Raw genomic sequence first — 17,015 nt, forward strand, 5'->3', positions numbered from 1 at the left:
CAAAAATATCAACAATCATTTTATTTTAAAAATTTTATTACAAAAATAAAGCCCACACAAACATAAATATTTAAAACAAGGCAAGTAATGATTATTAAATTTAAAATTACAAAGGATAAGAGCAATAAAAATTCAAAAGACTCGGAATGATGTTGGAAACATTTTTAACAACGAAATATCAATAAAAAATAATTTATTATAATTTTATATTTTTATAATATTAATTGTTAAAAAAATACCGCATATAGTCAATCTTCAGGATTTAAAGGAAATTTATAATTGATGACTATTGTTTGATTTTTTATAAAGATTAATATCATTTTTTATTATTATATAATTTATAAATTAGTCTTTAAAATAACAAATACCCTTTTTGATTCAATTATACTTTCATTGGAGCCGATCCAATATTTTGATAAAGCGAACTTTCAAGTAACCGTGCGCCCTGTCTAGTCGGAAAAATGGCGCTAAAGCGTCACCTGAAAATGATAATAACTTATTTATATTTATGGTGTTTTTAATCTTATAAAAATTTATATATTATGCTAAATTTATTTTATTGTTGCACTTTCTTTGCAGTCGGTTATCTTATTTTCAAATAAGGTTTGAGTAATTTCGACCCAATAAACAGTAGTTATTCTCCCCCCGTTAGACGAAGTAGGGGATCTGACATGTCTGCAAAACAACTTATCTACAAACAATACCCCGTCGAAGGTCAATCCGGTTGGTCTGATATGGCCTTGTTCGGTCTTTATGAGATTTCGAAAATCCTGTGCGCGCCAATGGAAACGGTGACGCTGATCAAACGGGTAATTGCGGTTCTGGAAAGCTTTATTGACTTGCATCACGCAGTGATTGCGCTGTTCGATGATCGTCAGGAAGCCGAAATTATAGCAGGCGCCAAAAGCGACCAACAGGGCGCTAAAATCTATTTCGATTCCATCCCTGAACAAATCATCGGACAAATTGTTACCGGAAAAATGCCGCTCATTATCAGGGATATTTCAAAGAATCCTCACTTTCTGAATGCCCGCTCCCATATATGGAGCATTAACAAAAAAAGCTGCGTTATCGGCGTGCCAATTATGACCCGCGATAAGGTGTCGGGTATCTTGTTTATAGATCGTCCAACGCCTCGTAACGACAAGGAATCTCTGGCACCTGACAGAGACGCCCGCATGTTAACGATGGTCGCGTCTTTGTTAGGACAAACGGTCAGATTGCATCAAATGGTGCGGCTTGAGCATGAGTTTTTGTTAAGACAGTCACTGTCTCAGCCTGCCAAAAATGAAGAAAAGACAGAAACTGGCCGTCGAGAGATTATTGGCGAAAGCCCTGTTATTCGGGCTATTCTGGAAAAGATTAATCTGATTGCCAAAAACAATGTCACAGTTTTGCTGCGTGGGGAATCCGGCACGGGAAAAGAGCTTTTTGCGCAAGCGATCCACCAAGCATCCCCGAGAAAAGATCTTCCTTTTATAAAGTTAAACTGTGCAGCTTTACCGGAATCGGTGTTGGAATCTGAATTATTTGGCCATGAAAAAGGGGCTTTCACCGGCGCCGTCAATATGCGGAAAGGCCGTTTTGAACTGGCCGATGGCGGGATTCTATTTCTTGATGAAATTGGCGAAATATCGCCTAACTTTCAGGCAAAGTTACTACGTGTTCTGCAAGAAGGCGAGTTTGAACGGGTCGGGGGCACCAAAACATTAAAGGTGGATGTTCGTGTTATCGCGGCGACTAATGTTAATTTGGAAGAGGCGGTTAGTCGCGGTAATTTCAGAGCCGATCTTTATTATCGCTTGAGCGTTATTCCAATTTCGCTGCCTCCGTTAAGGGAACATCCTTCTGATATTCCGTTGCTGGCAAAACAATTCTTGAAAAACTTTAACCAAGAAAACAAAACCAGCCTGACCATAACGGACACGGCCTTGGAGGTTTTATCCCGTTGCTATTTCCCCGGTAACATACGGGAGCTTGAAAACTGTATTCGGCGGACAGCGACTCTCGCCCGAGGTTCAAAAATTTCGGTGGAAGATTTCACTTGTTATGAAGATAACTGCTTATCTTCTATTTTCTGGCAGCGTCCTGATGAAAATAAGGCCAAACATATTTGTAAAACGGTCAATTCGGATGGCGAAGTCAATGAATGTCCTTCTTCGGCCAGTTGCCAGACAGCGGCTGCGACGCCTTCTGAAGCAGAAAAAGGAAATCACTCAGCCCCTTCATTCAAAGAAAATGCGCCATCGCCTGAACCCCGAAGCCAGAGAGATGAATTAGTGGATGCGATGGAAAGAGCTGGTTGGGTGCAGGCGAAAGCCGCGCGTATTCTGGGAATGACCCCGCGGCAGATAGGCTATGCTCTACGTAAAAATGGTATATCCATTAAAAAATTCTAAAAGCAGAATCGATATTCTGTCGCAATCTGCGCGCTCACAGAATGTCTGATTATTCCAAAAAATTTACCTATACCGACAATTTTGTAAGGGTTAAGACAATTATGTTTGAAATAATCACAGCATTATCCCGATTTTAAGGCGATGTCAGATTATGGCACGCCCGTTGCATATCCTTAAGGCAAAGACAGTCAGCCGTTAGGAATGTTATGTCCCAGCTCATCAATATCCAGCCTTTGGAACCGGAACGGGGAAATATCCGCGCGTCATCACCGGAGCAACCGAGTTGCGCTTCATCGGCTTGTGGCAAGGCGTCCGCGCCAGAAAGCCTTGATCCTGATGTCTGGGAAAAAGTGAAAAATCACCCCTGCTATTCAGAAGACGCCCATCAATATTTTGCCCGTATGCATGTTGCAGTCGCCCCTGCCTGCAACATCCAATGTCATTATTGTAACCGGAAATATGATTGCGCCAATGAAAGCCGTCCCGGCGTTGTTTCCGAACGCATGACACCAGAACAGGCCGTTCGCAAAGTTGTGACGGTAGCGAATGAAGTTTCCCAGCTTTCTGTTCTTGGCATCGCAGGGCCTGGAGATGCTTGCTATGACTGGGCAAAGACAAAAGAAACTTTTGAACAGGTTGCAAAGGTCATTCCTGATATCAAATTTTGTCTATCTACTAATGGTTTGGCATTGGCTGATTGCATTGATGATATCACACGGATGAATATCGACCATGTGACCTTGACGATCAATATGGTTGATCCCGAGGTCGGTGCCAAAATCTATCCGTGGATTTTCTTCAATAACAAACGTTGGACGGGCATAGAGGCTTCCCAAATTCTGCATGAAAGGCAGATGTTGGGATTAGAAATGCTGAAAAAACGCGGTATTCTTGCCAAAGTTAATTCGGTCATGATTCCCGGTGTCAATGACGAGCATTTGTTAGAAGTTAATCGGGTCGTCAAAGAAAAAGGTGCCTTTCTTCACAATGTGATGCCGTTGATTTCTGATCCGGCGCATGGAACCCATTTTGGTCTGACAGGGCAAAGAGGCCCGACCAATCAGGAATTGATGAACTTACAAAACCGATTATCTGATGGCACAAAATTAATGCGCCATTGCCGCCAATGTCGGGCAGATGCCATTGGTTTGTTGGGTGAAGATCGTGGGCAAGAATTCACTATGGATAAAATCCCCGAAGAGGTGGCCTATAATCCTGCCAATCGTGACAGCTATCGCGATATTGTCGCCCAAGAACGGGGCGAGCATTTGGAGCAAAAGCAATCCGCCGATAAAAAATTGGCTGTTTTAGAGGAAAAGCCAACCATTTTAGTGGCTGTTGCCTCGAAACAAGGTGGGCGGATTAACCAGCATTTTGGTCATGCCCAAGAATTCCAAATTTACGAGGCGTCGCCTGATGGCGTAAAATTAATCGGTCATCGTAAAATTCCGCCCTATTGCACGGGAGGAAATGGCGAAGATGAGGTTCTGGATAGAATTATTTCAGCCCTTGACGGGGTTCAAGCTGTTCTATGTGCCCGCATCGGTGATTGTCCTCGTGAAAAACTGGAAAAGGCTGGTATCAAGGTGAGTGACGCTTATGCCCATGACTGGATAGAAAGTGGTATTTCTGCTTGGTATTCTGCTTGTTTTTCGGAAGAAAAACGGCAGATAGCCTGAGTGTCGATTTGCAAAAGAGTACTTTTTCAAGGAAAGGATTAGATTTTATGTCTTATAAAATTGTCGTTGAAAACTGCACGGCCTGTGGCGCTTGTGAATTCGAATGCCCGAATTCTGCTATTTCCATGAAGGGCGATGAATTCATCATCAATGCAGATAAATGCACCGAATGCGAAGGTCAGTTTGACTCCCCGCAATGTGCCGATGTTTGCCCAATGCCTGACACCTGCATTCCGGCCTGATTTTAATCCGGTTTGTTATTACCCAAGGGAGGGCAGTATGGACGATGAAAATGAAATTCAAAGACCGCCTGCCTTTCCTGTCGGGACGAAAGTCAAATCAAGACTGCATATCAAAAATGACGGAACCTTTATCGGTGCCGATATCGGAGAAATCCTGATTAACAAGGGCGATGTCGGCTATATTCGCGACGTCGGCGTCTTTCTTCAACGCTATTATATCTATGCTGTTGATTTCATTGATCGCGGCAAAATTGTCGGAATGCGAAAACGAGAAATAGAAATCGAGCCTTAAACATTATTTCCGGAGAAAATTGATGAAGATAATGCTGCGCCAAACAGCGAGAGGGCTTTCTGTTTATGTTCCGAAAAAAGACCTTGAAGAACCCGTTGTCGAACAAGAAAATCCCGATATTTGGGGCGGCTGGGTGCGATTAAAAAATGGTTGGACATTGGCCTTGCCCGAAATGGCCGCCGACACAAAACTGCCAATTACTGTAGAAGCGCGCAAACTGGCAGAAGATAGCTAATGGATATCTTTTCTGACATCTCAGATCTTTTACGCCACCATGAACTGGCTTTTTATCTGGGGCCAGATGTCAGTGCCATTACTGCCAAAGAAGGCACGCCCGTTTCGACAAAAGAACTTGCTGATTTTTTAGGGCAAAAAGTTGCCCTTCCCAGACGAGCAAAAGGTAATCCTTGGGTCGCTGCTCAATATATTGAAAGCCACCGTCATCGGAAAACCCTGACTACGATTATGAATGCCGCCTTTGAAACGCCGGTTCCCCCTTCCCCCCTCCATCAGGTAATTGCGGATCTTCGCCCTCCTATTATTGTGGATAGTTGGTATGATGGCGCAATGCGTCAGGCGCTATCGAATGACACGGCATTAAATTGGGGCGAAATTCAAGGCATTAACCATGCAGTGATTAATGAATATCGTTGGTTCGCTGCCTATAATGCCACAGGTGAAGAAGTCCCGATCGAAACAGCTGAAGAATGGCAGACGGTTCTTTATAAACCGCATGGTTCGGTGACGCCGCATCAGAATTATTTAGTTTCAGACTCTGACTATGTCGAAGTCTTGACCGAAATTGATATCCAGACCCCAATTCCCGAAGTTGTGCAAAAAAGGCGCGCCTCTTGCGGCTTCTTATTTATCGGATGTCGCTTTTATGATCAGATGCTTAGAAGTTTTGCACGGCAGATCATAAAGAGATCAAAAGCACCGCATTTTGCAGTGGTCGATATCGAAAGCCTGACCAAAAACGAGTTACGTTTTTTTGAAGAGTTACAGATAACCCCCATCCCTCTTTCCCTCGAAAAGATAGCCGATCTTTTATCCCTTAACCTTTGATGGTCTATCCATCCAATTCGGCTAAATAAATGGCGATTGTTCCCTAAAATTCTTCGCCATTTCAACTAATAACGGGCAGTGTGAAAGCTGCCTGTTTTTTTATTTATGCCTAGGAAAAAATCGATTGAGCATTCAGAATATTTGCCATTAAGCGAGGCGCCCAGAGCAGGCTCTACTTTCCCCAAAATGGGCTTATGTAGCCCTTTGGAGCCGATAGTTTGGTTATTCTCGTGATTTGTCCCGCTTTATTTATGTTTTAGAATATACAGCATCATTTTATAATAAAATAATATCATTCATAAAGGGAATGTATTTTTGCGACATTGGCAATGTATGATTTGTCGTGCTTCGAACAATTAACCTTACAATTTATAAGTCGATCCGTTTTTTCATAATCACAAAAAAGCGATGGACGCCTTTTTATAGGCAAAATCAGAATTGGCACGCTGTTTGCGATGAGTGGGGTGTCGGGCCGAACGGTCCGCCTATCGCGACTTATCGGAAACAGGACATTAATCATGAGCAAAATTCGCCAGATTGCTTTTTATGGTAAGGGAGGTATCGGAAAATCAACGACCTCTCAGAATACACTCGCCGCATTGGTCGATCTCGGCCAGAGAATTCTTATTGTCGGTTGTGATCCGAAGGCCGATTCTACCCGTCTTATTTTGAATTCAAAAGCGCAGGACACTGTGTTGAGCTTGGCCGCCGAAGCCGGATCTGTTGAAGATCTTGAACTCGAAGATGTTCTGAAGCTTGGCTACAAAGATATTAAATGCGTTGAATCCGGTGGTCCAGAACCGGGTGTGGGTTGCGCTGGCCGCGGGGTTATTACCTCGATCAATTTCCTTGAAGAAAATGGCGCCTATGATGACGTCGATTACGTTTCTTATGACGTGTTGGGCGATGTTGTTTGCGGAGGCTTTGCTATGCCTATCCGCGAAAACAAAGCGCAGGAAATCTACATTGTTATGTCTGGCGAAATGATGGCGCTTTATGCTGCCAACAATATCGCCAAAGGTATTTTGAAATATGCTGGCACCGGCGGTGTCCGTTTGGGTGGTTTGATTTGTAACGAACGCCAGACCGATCGTGAATATGAACTGGCAGACGCCCTCGCCAAAAGACTGAATTCCAAGCTGATCCATTTCGTTCCGCGTAACAATATCGTGCAGCATGCCGAATTGCGGAAGCAGACGGTTCTTCAATATGCGCCCGATTCCGATCAGGCCAATGAATATCGCGAGCTTGCCAGAAAAATCCATGAAAATTCAGGGCAAGGTACCATCCCGACCCCGATCACGATGGAAGAGCTGGAAGAAATGCTGCTCGAATTCGGCATCATGAAAACCGAAGAGCAGGAACTGGCTGAACTCGCCGCGAAGGAAGCCGCAGTCGCCAAGTAAGGAGACGCAAGATGAGCTTGAACGAAGAAGAAACCATCTTCAACACGCGCCTCATCGAGGAAGTGCTTGAAGCTTATCCGGAAAAAGCCAAAAAGCGCCGTCAGAAACATCTGACGGTTGCTAAGGCGCCGGATACCGAAGCCGATCCGGGTGCCTTGAGCGAATGCACGGTTAAATCGAATATCAAATCGATTCCGGGTGTGATGACGATCCGTGGTTGCGCCTATGCCGGTTCAAAAGGTGTGGTTTGGGGCCCTGTCAAAGACATGGTTCATATCAGCCATGGTCCGGTCGGTTGTGGCCATTATTCATGGTCGCAACGTAGAAACTTTTATACGGGTACTACCGGCGTTGACAGCTTTGTAACGATGCAGTTCACGTCCGATTATCAGGAAAAAGATATTGTTTTCGGCGGTGATAAAAAGCTGAAAAAAATTCTGACTGAAATTGACGAATTGTTTCCGCTTAATCACGGCACGACGATCCAATCAGAATGTCCGGTTGGGTTGATCGGGGATGATATTGAATCCGTTGCCCGTGAACAAAAGAAAATCAGTGGAAAAACCATAGTTCCGGTGCGTTGCGAAGGTTTCCGTGGCGTTTCCCAATCTTTGGGACATCACATTGCCTGCGACGTCATTCGTGACTGGGTATTAGATCAAGACGGTAATCAGGTTCCCTTTGAACCATCACCCTATGATGTCAACATCTTGGGCGATTACAATATTGGTGGTGATGCGTGGTCTTCCCGTATTCTTTTAGAAGAAATGGGATTGCGGGTTATCGGTAGCTGGTCTGGTGATGCCACCTTGGCTGAAATCGAACGCGCCCCTAAAGCCAAAATGAATCTGATCCATTGTTACCGGTCGTTGAATTACATCAGCCGCCACATGGAAGAGAAGCATGGCATTCCGTGGATGGAATATAACCTTTTTGGCCCTAGCCAGATTGCAGCCTCCCTTCGCAGTATTGCCGAGCATTTCGATGACAAGATCAAAGAAGGTGCCGAGCGCGTTATTGCCAAATATCAACCTCTGGTCGATGCGATTATTGCGAAATATCGCCCACGTCTGGAAGGCAAAAAAGTGCTGCTTTATGTCGGTGGTTTGCGGTCACGCCATGTCGTGAATGCCTATACCGATTTGGGCATGGAAATTGTCGGAACCGGTTATGAATTTGCCCATAACGATGATTATCAGCGCACCGGACATTACGTCAAAGAAGGCACGTTAATTTACGATGATGCCTCCACCTATGAACTTGAAAAATTCATCGAGGCGATCCGCCCTGATCTCGTAGGTTCCGGCATCAAAGAAAAATACGCTGTGCAGAAAGCGGGCATACCATTCCGCCAGATGCATTCATGGGATTATTCAGGCCCCTATCATGGCTATGACGGCTTTGCCATTTTCGCCCGTGATATGGATTTGGCTATCAATAGCCCAGTCTGGGGCATGTTCAAAGCGCCTTGGAAAACTGCCGCTTAATTGATCGGCCTATGGCAGGGCACCGCCCCTGCCACCCCCTGATAAAAGAGGATTCGAGAATGCCTCAGTCTGTTGAAAAAACGCTTGATTACTCCTCTCTTTTTCTTGAGCCAGAATATAAAGAGATGTTGGCAACCAAAGGCAAACTTGAAAATATGCCTGAGGCTGACAAAGTCAAAGAGATAGCCGAGTGGACGAAAAGTTGGGAATATCGCGAGAAGAATTTTGCGCGTGAAGCCCTGAAGATCAATCCAGCCAAAGCTTGCCAGCCATTGGGGGCGGTTTTCGCCGCCGCCGGTTTTGAAGGCACGTTAAGCTTTGTTCACGGTTCGCAGGGATGCGTTGCTTATTACCGTTCGCATCTTGCCCGCCATTTTAAAGAACCGGCTTCGGCTGTTTCTTCATCCATGACCGAAGATGCCGCCGTTTTCGGTGGTCTCAATAATATGGTTGATGGTTTGGCAAATGCCTACAGCCTGTATAGCCCGAAAATGATTGCGGTTTCGACCACTTGCATGGCTGAAGTTATCGGTGACGACCTTCAATCCTTTATCAATACCGCCAAGGACAAAGGATCGGTTCCGGCTGATTTCAACGTACCTTTTGCCCATACCCCCGCCTTTGTTGGAAGCCATGTCACGGGCTATGACAATATGATGAAGGGTATTCTAGAAAATTTCTGGAAAGGCAAAACGCGCACGCCCAATAATTCCATCAATATCATTCCGGGTTTCGATGGCTATGCTGTCGGTAATAACCGCGAATTAAAACGTATTCTTGATCTGATGGACGTTGAATATACGATTTTATCGGATGTTTCCGACCAGTTTGACACCCCTTCAGACGGTGAATTCCGTATGTATGACGGTGGCACCCCATTGGAAGCTGTCGGCGGCGCCATCAATGCCAAAGCCACGATTTCGATGCAATCTTACTGCACGCCGAAAACCTTGGAATATATCGGAACATTTGGTCAAGAAACCGCTGCTTTTCATTATCCATTAGGCGTGACGGCAACCGATGATTTGTTGATGAAGGTTTCCGAACTGACCGGAAAAGCTATTCCGGCAGAACTAGAAAAAGAACGTGGCCGTTTGGTCGATGCCATAACCGATAGCCAAGCCCATCTGCATGGCAAAAGCTATGCGATTTATGGCGATCCTGACTTTGTTTACAGCATGGCACGCTTTGTCATGGAAACCGGCGGCGAGCCTCGCCATTGCCTGGCCACTAATGGCACCAAGGCATGGGAAAAGAAAATGCAGGCTCTGTTCGACAGCTCTGCTTTCGGTCAGGATTGCAAAGCCTGGGGTGGTAAAGATCTGTGGCATATGCGCTCCCTTCTGGCGACAGAAAAGGTCGATATGCTGATCGGTAATTCTTACGGCAAATATCTGGAACGCGATACGGATACCCCGCTTGTCCGCCTGACCTTCCCGATTTTCGATCGCCATCACCACCATCGTTTCCCGTTATGGGGATATCAGGGTGGCATACGGGTCGTCGTTGCCTTGCTCGACAAGTTTTTTGACGAGCTTGATAAGAAAGCCGTGGCTTCCGACGATGCAGCCTATGCTTTTGAATTAACGCGCTAATTCCAGAGACGGACAGAAAAAGCCCTGTCCGTCCCCCTTTTCAGGCGTTTACTTTTCCAGGAGCCATTGATGGATAACAGGTTAAAGGCAAAAGTTGTCAGTCTTTTCAACGAACCCGCTTGCGCGAAAAATGTCGCAAAAGGGAAGAAGGAACGTCGGAAAGGCTGTGGAAAACCTTTAACACCCGGTGCAACCGCCGGAGGTTGCGCCTTTGATGGCTCTAAAATCGTCTTGCAACCCATTACCGATGCGATTCATATCGTCCATGCACCGTTAGCCTGTGAAGGCAATGGATGGGATAATCGTCAATCGGCCAGTTCGGGACCGACCCTTTATCGAAACGGCATTACGACTGACCTGACCCAGATGGATATCATCATGGGGACAGGTGAAAAACGTCTTTATAAAGCCATTCGTAACGCCGCCGATCGTTTTAATCCTCCTGCAATTTTCGTCTATGTCACCTGTGTTCCGGCATTGATTGGTGATGATGTTGAAGCCGTCTGCAAACATGCCGCCAAAAAACTGGATATTCCCGTTATTCCAGTGAATGCGCCGGGCTTTGTCGGTACCAAAAATTTAGGTAATAAAATCGCCGGTGAAGCACTGTTCGATCATGTGATCGGCACAATGGAACCGGAACACAGCACCGATACCGACATCAATATTATTGGTGAATATAATCTGTCCGGTGAGTTTTGGCAGATTAAACCCCTTTTTGATAAATTGGGTATTCGGGTTCACACCTGCATTACCGGAGACTCCCGTTATCGGGACATCGCCTCTGCCCATCGTTCCCGCGTGAATATGATGGTTTGTTCGGCGGCACTAATTAACCTTGCCAGAAAGATGGAAGAACGCTGGGATATCCCGTTCTTTGAAGGGTCTTTCTATGGCATCGAAGAGACATCCCGTTCGCTTCGAAAAATCGCTGAACTGTTGGTTAAGCGTGGTGCAGCCGCTGATCTGATCGAGCGGACAGAAGCAGTGATCGAGGAAGAAGAAAAGCGTTGCTGGGAAAGGCTGGAACCCTATCGCCAAAAGTTACAGGGGAAACGCGTCTTCCTTTATACCGGCGGGGTTAAGTCATGGTCGATCGTTTCGGCATTGCAGCAAACCGGCATCGAAATCGTCGGCACATCTGTCCGTAAATCGACAGAAACTGACAAAGAAAAAATCAAAACCCTCATGGGCGGTGACGCCCATATGATTGAAAAGATTCCACCGCGCGAGATTTATAACCGCCTGAAAGCCGGAGAAGCCGACATTATGCTTTCTGGCGGACGCACCCAGTTCATTGCCTTAAAAGCCAAAATTCCGTGGATTGATATCAACCAAGAACGGCATCGCCCCTATGCCGGTTATGACGGCATTATCGCCTTGGTTCAGGATATTGATTGCGCCCTGTTCAACCCAGTGTGGCAAGAAATCCGCCAACCTGCGCCATGGGAAGAAGGTTGGGTTGCACCTGAAATAGACTGTCTTTTTGATGACGATCATCTTTTCAGCGAGAGGGCATCATGAGCATTGTTGTTGAGAATAAACGGCCAGAAACCATTAACCCTCTGAAAGTTTCGCAACCCTTGGGTGCGGCTTTAGCCTTCCTAGGTATTGATAAAGCGATACCACTTTTTCATGGTTCGCAAGGCTGCACTTCTTTTGCTTTGGTTTTAGCGGTCAGACATTTCAAAGAAACTATTCCGTTACAGACAACGGCTATGAATGAAGTGTCGACTATTCTTGGCGGTCATAACAATCTTGAAGAAGCTATTCTAAATCTGACTGCCCGCGTTGATCCGCGTTTTATCGGTATTGCCTCTACGGCATTGGTGGAAACCCGTGGTGAAGATTATGTCGGTGCCTTAAAGGAAATAAAGGCCAAAAACCCTGATCTTGCCAATCGTCAAATCACCTTTGTTTCGACACCAGATTATAACGGTGCGTTGGAAGATGGTTGGGCAAATGCCGTCGCAGCCATTATCGACGATGTGGTGGTTCCGTGGAGCACCGCCGTCACATCCTTTCAGCAAATCAATGTCTTGCCCGGTGTGCATCAGACAGCCGCCGATATTGAAGCGTTAAGAGATATTATCGAGAGCTTTGGCCTGTATCCGGTTATCTTACCTGATATTTCGTCATCATTAGATGGCCACATGCCAGAAAACTGGATGATGACGACCATGGGCGGCACCCGTATGGAAGAAGTGTCCCATATGGCGCGTGCGGTACATACCATTGCGATTGGCGAACATATGCGAAAACCTGCCGATCTTTTGGAAAGTCTGACAGGTATTCCGACCAGTTTATTTCCCGATATAACCGGAATATCCGCATCTGATCGCCTGATTGCTTTACTGTCCCGCATATCAGGGAAATCCATTCCTGTGCGTTACCGGCGGCAACGAAGCCAGTTGGTTGATGCGATGTTGGATGGTCATTTCTATTTTGGTGGGAAGAAAGTGGCGATTGCCGCTGATCCTGATTTGTTGGTTAGTTTGGCGCGTTTTTTTCACAGTATGGGTGCCATTATTTCGGTGGCGATTGCCTCGACAAGCCATTCCCCCGATTTGAAAGATATTCCGACAGAAAAAGTTATCATCGGAGACCTGGCCGATTTTGAAGATGCCGTGCGCGAAAAAGGCGCGGATATGCTGGTGACCCATAGTCACGGCAGGCAAGCGTCTGAACGGCTGGGTATTCCTTTACTTCGGGTAGGCTTTCCGATTTTTGACCGGATCGGGAATGCCCATAATCTGACCCTTGGATACCAAGGGACGCAGAATTTAATCTTCCGTATCGCCAACATGTTTCTGGATCACAACCATAGCCTGAAACCGGCTGATTTTGCCGACAAAACATCGGATATTTCGAAGGAGCCTCTTTATGCCTGAACGTCGTCTGCAATTGGTTGAATCCAATGGAAAAGCGGAATTGGCAGGAAATACAGAAGTCGCCCCACTATTACGCATTGCTATCGCGACCAATGATATGAAATCCTTGAATGCCCATTTCGGGGGTGCCAATCGTTTCGCCATATGGGATGTTACCAGTGATGATGCCCATTTCGTCGAAGCCTTAGGGTTTCAAAGCACATCTGACCAGACCGGTAGCCATAAGATGGAAGGCGATGACAAAATCACGCCCAAAGTTCAGGCGCTTTCCAGCTGTAAATTGCTTTTCATCCTCGCGATCGGGGGGCCTGCTGCCGCAAAAGTAGTCAATGCAGGTATCCACCCCATCAAATTACCAGCCGAAGAATCTATCAGCTCCATCATCAAACGGGTGCAAGCGATGATGAAAGGCAATCCGCCGCCTTGGTTAAGAAAGGCAATGGGGATGCCTTCCCGTTCGATGGATTTTCTTGATGAAGATGACGAGTAATGGAACGGGATAGAATTATGGATGATCTCAACACCCCCTTTATGAGAATGTTGATTAGCCGCATTCGCGCAGAAGATGCCTTTGGCGCGTGGGAAAATAAAAAAGATTCTACTTTGTTATCGGAATATCTGGTGACGAAAGAGGAAAGACGGGCAATCCCGATCATTGGTGACCCCGATCCTGAAACGGTCGATCGTATCCATTATTTCTATCAAGCGATTGCTTTGGCCATCGAAGAGAAAAGCGGACAAATGGCCGTGCCTATCATGAAATTAAGTCATGAAGGTTTTGGGCGGTTATTCGTCATCGTTGGCCGGTTAGTGGTTTTATCGAAAACACTACGGGATGTGCATCGTTTCGGTTTTGAAGACATGGCGGCATTGAACCGTGACGGTTGTCAGGCTGTCGATAACGCTATCGCCATTATGGAAAAATTCCCCGAAGTAGCGGCGGCCTAAAATACAGGGTTCACGCTCTATCAAAAGGAAACAGCAATGCCCCTTTACACCCGTGATGGCCGTGAATGGCAACCGCAATATCTGCTGTCGATCAATCCCGAACTCTGTATTGGCTGTGGCCGTTGTTACAAGGTTTGCGGTCACAATGTCCTTGGCCTTTATGGCGTGGATGAAGAAGGTCAATTGATTGACCCCGAAGAGGATGACGATGGCGATATCATCAAGACGGTGATGACGGTTCAAGACGAAGGTGCCTGTATCGGTTGCAGCGCCTGCGCCCGCGTTTGCCCGACCAAAAGCCAGACCCATGCGGCGGCGGCATAATCATCAATAGGGAATAGGAAGCTGTCTATGCGTATCTATGAACAACTGATTACCAAAAGTGGCAACAGCATATGTGACCAGTTCGAAAGTCATATACTGGCCTCGATTATAGCGATCAGCCTAGAAGATGCGCAAAAACAGCAATGCCCGTTATCAGAAACATTAGGTCATGGCGGGAAAATGGTTTCTCAGATAGTCGGGGATTATTTCCCCGATGCGTTACCGATCTTTGCGCCTTATGCCGATGAAGCCGCGCCGGAATGTGCAGAAGATGAACGTTATTTGCGGGATTTGCTTTGCCGCAACACCACGCAAGATTCCCGATTTGAATATATTCTTGCCGGAATGATTGCGCGCCGATCAATGGCACCGCATCATTTATGGCAGGATTTGGGATTAAGAAACCGTCGTGAACTGGGATGGTTGATGGAACGGTATTTTGAACCCTTGGCACAACAAAACAGTAAGGACATGAAATGGAAAAAATTTCTGTTCCGCCTTATCTGTCGCGATGACCATTATGGCCTGTGCCCTTCCCCGATATGCGAAGAATGTGATGATATCGAACAATGCTTTGGTGATGAAAAAGGCGAAAGCTTGTTAACCCATAGCCTTTAAATGTCAGGCAGTGGTTGCATCAAACGGTATTTATAAGACAGCGTGATATTGCCGGTTGTCCCAAAGCTTACATTTTGTTCTGAAGCCAAAGCGCACAAACCCGACATTGTCGTAAAAAAATCAAAAAAACAGCGCAAGCACGGTATGGCACAAGATTTGCTCTGATCTGTTGAGAGGCTTCTCCAGACAGGAAAATGCGATGATTCATCTGACCGAAAGTGCTTCTGATGCTATCCGCAATTCTATGGCGGGGGCGGCAAACGCTTCTGTCCAAGGTATTCGCATCAAGATCGAAGCAGGCGGTTGTGCCGGTTTCAAATATATGATGGCTTTGGCACGTGCGCCTGAAAGCGATGACGCTGTTGTCGAGAAAGAAGGCCTCAAAATTTTTGTCGAGGCCAATTCCGTCTCCCTTTTAAAAGGCACCACCATAGATTTTGTAACCAGTCTCGAAGAATCTGGATTTACCTTTGATAATCCGAATGCCGGTTCAAAATGCTCCTGTGGGAAGTCCTTTAATTAACCACAATCCGAACCAGACCGTTTTTGTCCCTCAATATAAATGAAGGCTTTCCGAAAATGGATTTACAGCAGCATCAGCAGGATATCGAGCTAGCGCTTGAAGAAATACGCCCGACGCTTCGTAGAGATGGCGGCGATTGTGAATTCATTTGTATCGAGGATAACAAAGTTATCGTGCGGATGACCGGCAGCTGTATTCAATGTCAGCTATCGACCTTAACCGTACATGGCATCCAAAAAACCCTGATTGACCGTATTGGTGTACCGTTACGGGTCATTCCTATGCCGCCTGGCCATTAATTCAACAGAAAGGGCGCTATAGAAAAATGCGGTTTGTCTATCTCGATAACAATGCAACGACCCGTGTCGATCCCGAGATCGCTACAGCGATATGGCCGTTTTTTAGCGAAAATTTTGGAAATTCCTCTTCCCTGCATCAATGGGGCATGACGGCTAAGAAAGCGATCAGAACAGCAAGGCAACAGGTGCAAAAGCTGTTAGATGCCGCCGAAGAACAAGAAATTATTTTTACCAGCGGCGGAACAGAAGCCAATAATACCGCGATATTATCAGCCTTGGTCTCGAATCCCGACCGCAATGAGATCATTACCAGTGCCGTTGAACATCCGGCAATCTTAAGCCTTTGCGCGTGGCTGCAAAAATACCGAAATTTAAAAATACATTATATAGGCGTCGATCATAAAGGTCGCCTTGATATGGAGGCCTATCGGCAAGCTTTAAACCCGAAAACCGCGCTGGTTTCTTTCATGGCTGCCAATAACGAAACCGGAACGATTTTTCCGATAGAGATCTTAAGTCGGATGGCTCATGAGGCAGGCAGCCTATTTCATACAGATGCGGTACAAATTATCGGGAAATTACCGGTTTCTGTGCAAAATTCAGATATCGATATGCTATCTATGTCGGGACATAAATTACATGCCCCAAAAGGAATTGGTGTTCTGTATGTCCGAAAAGGCTTGAAATTACAGCCCTTGATAAGGGGCGGACATCAGGAACGTGGACGGCGTGGCGGCACCGAAAATGTGCCTGCTATCGTTGGTTTAGGACTGGCCGCCGAAAGAGCACGCCAAAGTCTTTCAAAAGATAATTCCCATATCGCGCCTTTACGAGATCAGCTTGAACAGGGTTTATTAGACATTGCCGGAAACGGAAATGCGATGGTTCTGGGTGATAAAGAACATCGCCTGTCAAATACGCTGAATATCGCCTTTGAAAATACAGAGGGTGAAGCGCTGTTAACCTTTCTCGATAAAGCAGGAATTGCGGCTTCTTCTGGTTCAGCCTGTGCCTCTGGATCGATAGAGCCCTCCCATGTCTTAAGAGCGATGAAGATTCCTTACACCTTTGCCTATGGCGCGATCCGCTTTTCTTTCTCTTATGAGAACACGGAAGAGGATATCCGCTATGTCTTGGAAAAGATGAAAGAGATCTGGGGTAATAATCGCATTAGAAGAAATATATTATAAATATATAATTTAATTCATTTTAAAATAATAAAATATTATAAAGAATAATTATTCAGA

The 17,015-nt window shown here is 45.9% G+C and carries 18 protein-coding genes; all 18 read left to right on the forward strand.

The genetic code is table 11. The features are described from left to right. Positions 1-671 precede the first annotated feature (671 nt). The 18 genes from nifA to nifS all read left to right on the forward strand — a co-directional run bounded on the left by nifA (position 672) and on the right by nifS (position 16,958). A complete protein-coding gene (nifA, locus tag FBY58_RS08500) occupies positions 672-2,399 on the forward strand; it encodes a nif-specific transcriptional activator NifA (protein ID WP_141920532.1) in 1,728 nt (575 codons plus the stop codon). A 206-nt stretch (positions 2,400-2,605) separates the two neighbouring features. Further along, the gene (nifB, locus tag FBY58_RS08505; RefSeq protein ID WP_141920533.1) at positions 2,606-4,078 is read left to right on the forward strand and encodes a nitrogenase cofactor biosynthesis protein NifB; all 1,473 of its coding nucleotides are present in this window, start codon (positions 2,606-2,608) and stop codon (positions 4,076-4,078) included. Between the two features lie 47 nt (positions 4,079-4,125). Further along, positions 4,126-4,320, forward strand: coding sequence for a 4Fe-4S binding protein (locus FBY58_RS08510; RefSeq protein WP_141920534.1), 195 nt, complete (start codon positions 4,126-4,128; stop codon positions 4,318-4,320). Positions 4,321-4,357: 37 nt separating this feature from the next. After that, complete coding sequence (locus tag FBY58_RS08515; RefSeq protein WP_141920535.1) at positions 4,358-4,612, forward strand: nitrogen fixation protein NifZ; 255 nt, start codon at positions 4,358-4,360, stop codon at positions 4,610-4,612. A 22-nt stretch (positions 4,613-4,634) separates the two neighbouring features. Next, complete coding sequence (gene nifT, locus FBY58_RS08520; protein WP_141920536.1) at positions 4,635-4,847, forward strand: putative nitrogen fixation protein NifT; 213 nt, start codon at positions 4,635-4,637, stop codon at positions 4,845-4,847. After that, complete coding sequence (locus tag FBY58_RS08525; RefSeq protein ID WP_141920537.1) at positions 4,847-5,677, forward strand: SIR2 family protein; 831 nt, start codon at positions 4,847-4,849, stop codon at positions 5,675-5,677. Before nifT ends, FBY58_RS08525 begins: the two co-directional genes overlap by 1 nt. A gap of 518 nt (positions 5,678-6,195) precedes the next feature. Beyond that, entirely contained in the window at positions 6,196-7,083 is an 888-nt protein-coding gene (gene nifH / locus FBY58_RS08530; protein ID WP_141920538.1) for a nitrogenase iron protein, read from the forward strand. Positions 7,084-7,094: 11 nt separating this feature from the next. Further along, positions 7,095-8,570, forward strand: a complete 1,476-nt coding sequence (gene nifD / locus FBY58_RS08535) for a nitrogenase molybdenum-iron protein alpha chain (RefSeq protein WP_141920539.1) — start codon at positions 7,095-7,097, stop codon at positions 8,568-8,570. Between the two features lie 59 nt (positions 8,571-8,629). Beyond that, on the forward strand, positions 8,630-10,165 hold the full coding sequence (nifK, locus tag FBY58_RS08540; protein WP_141920540.1) for a nitrogenase molybdenum-iron protein subunit beta: 1,536 nt from the start codon (positions 8,630-8,632) through the stop codon (positions 10,163-10,165). Positions 10,166-10,234: 69 nt separating this feature from the next. Continuing rightward, a complete protein-coding gene (gene nifE / locus FBY58_RS08545) occupies positions 10,235-11,689 on the forward strand; it encodes a nitrogenase iron-molybdenum cofactor biosynthesis protein NifE (RefSeq protein WP_141920541.1) in 1,455 nt (484 codons plus the stop codon). Further along, on the forward strand, positions 11,686-13,056 hold the full coding sequence (gene nifN, locus FBY58_RS08550) for a nitrogenase iron-molybdenum cofactor biosynthesis protein NifN (RefSeq protein WP_141920542.1): 1,371 nt from the start codon (positions 11,686-11,688) through the stop codon (positions 13,054-13,056). Before nifE ends, nifN begins: the two co-directional genes overlap by 4 nt. After that, positions 13,049-13,546, forward strand: coding sequence for a nitrogen fixation protein NifX (nifX, locus tag FBY58_RS08555; RefSeq protein ID WP_141920543.1), 498 nt, complete (start codon positions 13,049-13,051; stop codon positions 13,544-13,546). The genes nifN and nifX overlap by 8 nt, the downstream gene beginning before the upstream one ends. Before the next feature lie 17 nt (positions 13,547-13,563). Continuing rightward, positions 13,564-14,004 carry a NifX-associated nitrogen fixation protein gene (locus FBY58_RS08560; RefSeq protein WP_141920544.1) on the forward strand — a complete coding sequence of 147 codons (441 nt, stop codon included), beginning with the start codon at positions 13,564-13,566 and terminating at the stop codon, positions 14,002-14,004. 36 nt (positions 14,005-14,040) lie between these two features. Further along, complete coding sequence (fdxB, locus tag FBY58_RS08565) at positions 14,041-14,328, forward strand: ferredoxin III, nif-specific (RefSeq protein WP_141920545.1); 288 nt, start codon at positions 14,041-14,043, stop codon at positions 14,326-14,328. Positions 14,329-14,355: 27 nt separating this feature from the next. After that, positions 14,356-14,946 (forward strand): nitrogen fixation protein NifQ, encoded by a 591-nt coding sequence (locus FBY58_RS08570; protein ID WP_141920546.1) that lies wholly within the window; start codon positions 14,356-14,358, stop codon positions 14,944-14,946. 199 nt (positions 14,947-15,145) lie between these two features. Then, complete coding sequence (locus FBY58_RS08575; protein ID WP_141920547.1) at positions 15,146-15,469, forward strand: iron-sulfur cluster assembly accessory protein; 324 nt, start codon at positions 15,146-15,148, stop codon at positions 15,467-15,469. Positions 15,470-15,525: 56 nt separating this feature from the next. After that, positions 15,526-15,768, forward strand: a complete 243-nt coding sequence (locus FBY58_RS08580; RefSeq protein WP_141920548.1) for a NifU family protein — start codon at positions 15,526-15,528, stop codon at positions 15,766-15,768. 26 nt (positions 15,769-15,794) lie between these two features. Beyond that, the gene (gene nifS / locus FBY58_RS08585; RefSeq protein WP_141920549.1) at positions 15,795-16,958 is read left to right on the forward strand and encodes a cysteine desulfurase NifS; all 1,164 of its coding nucleotides are present in this window, start codon (positions 15,795-15,797) and stop codon (positions 16,956-16,958) included. Positions 16,959-17,015 lie beyond the last annotated feature (57 nt).

Source organism: Zymomonas mobilis (assembly GCF_006715975.1).
GTDB classification, from domain to species: Bacteria; Pseudomonadota; Alphaproteobacteria; order Sphingomonadales; family Sphingomonadaceae; genus Zymomonas; species Zymomonas mobilis_B.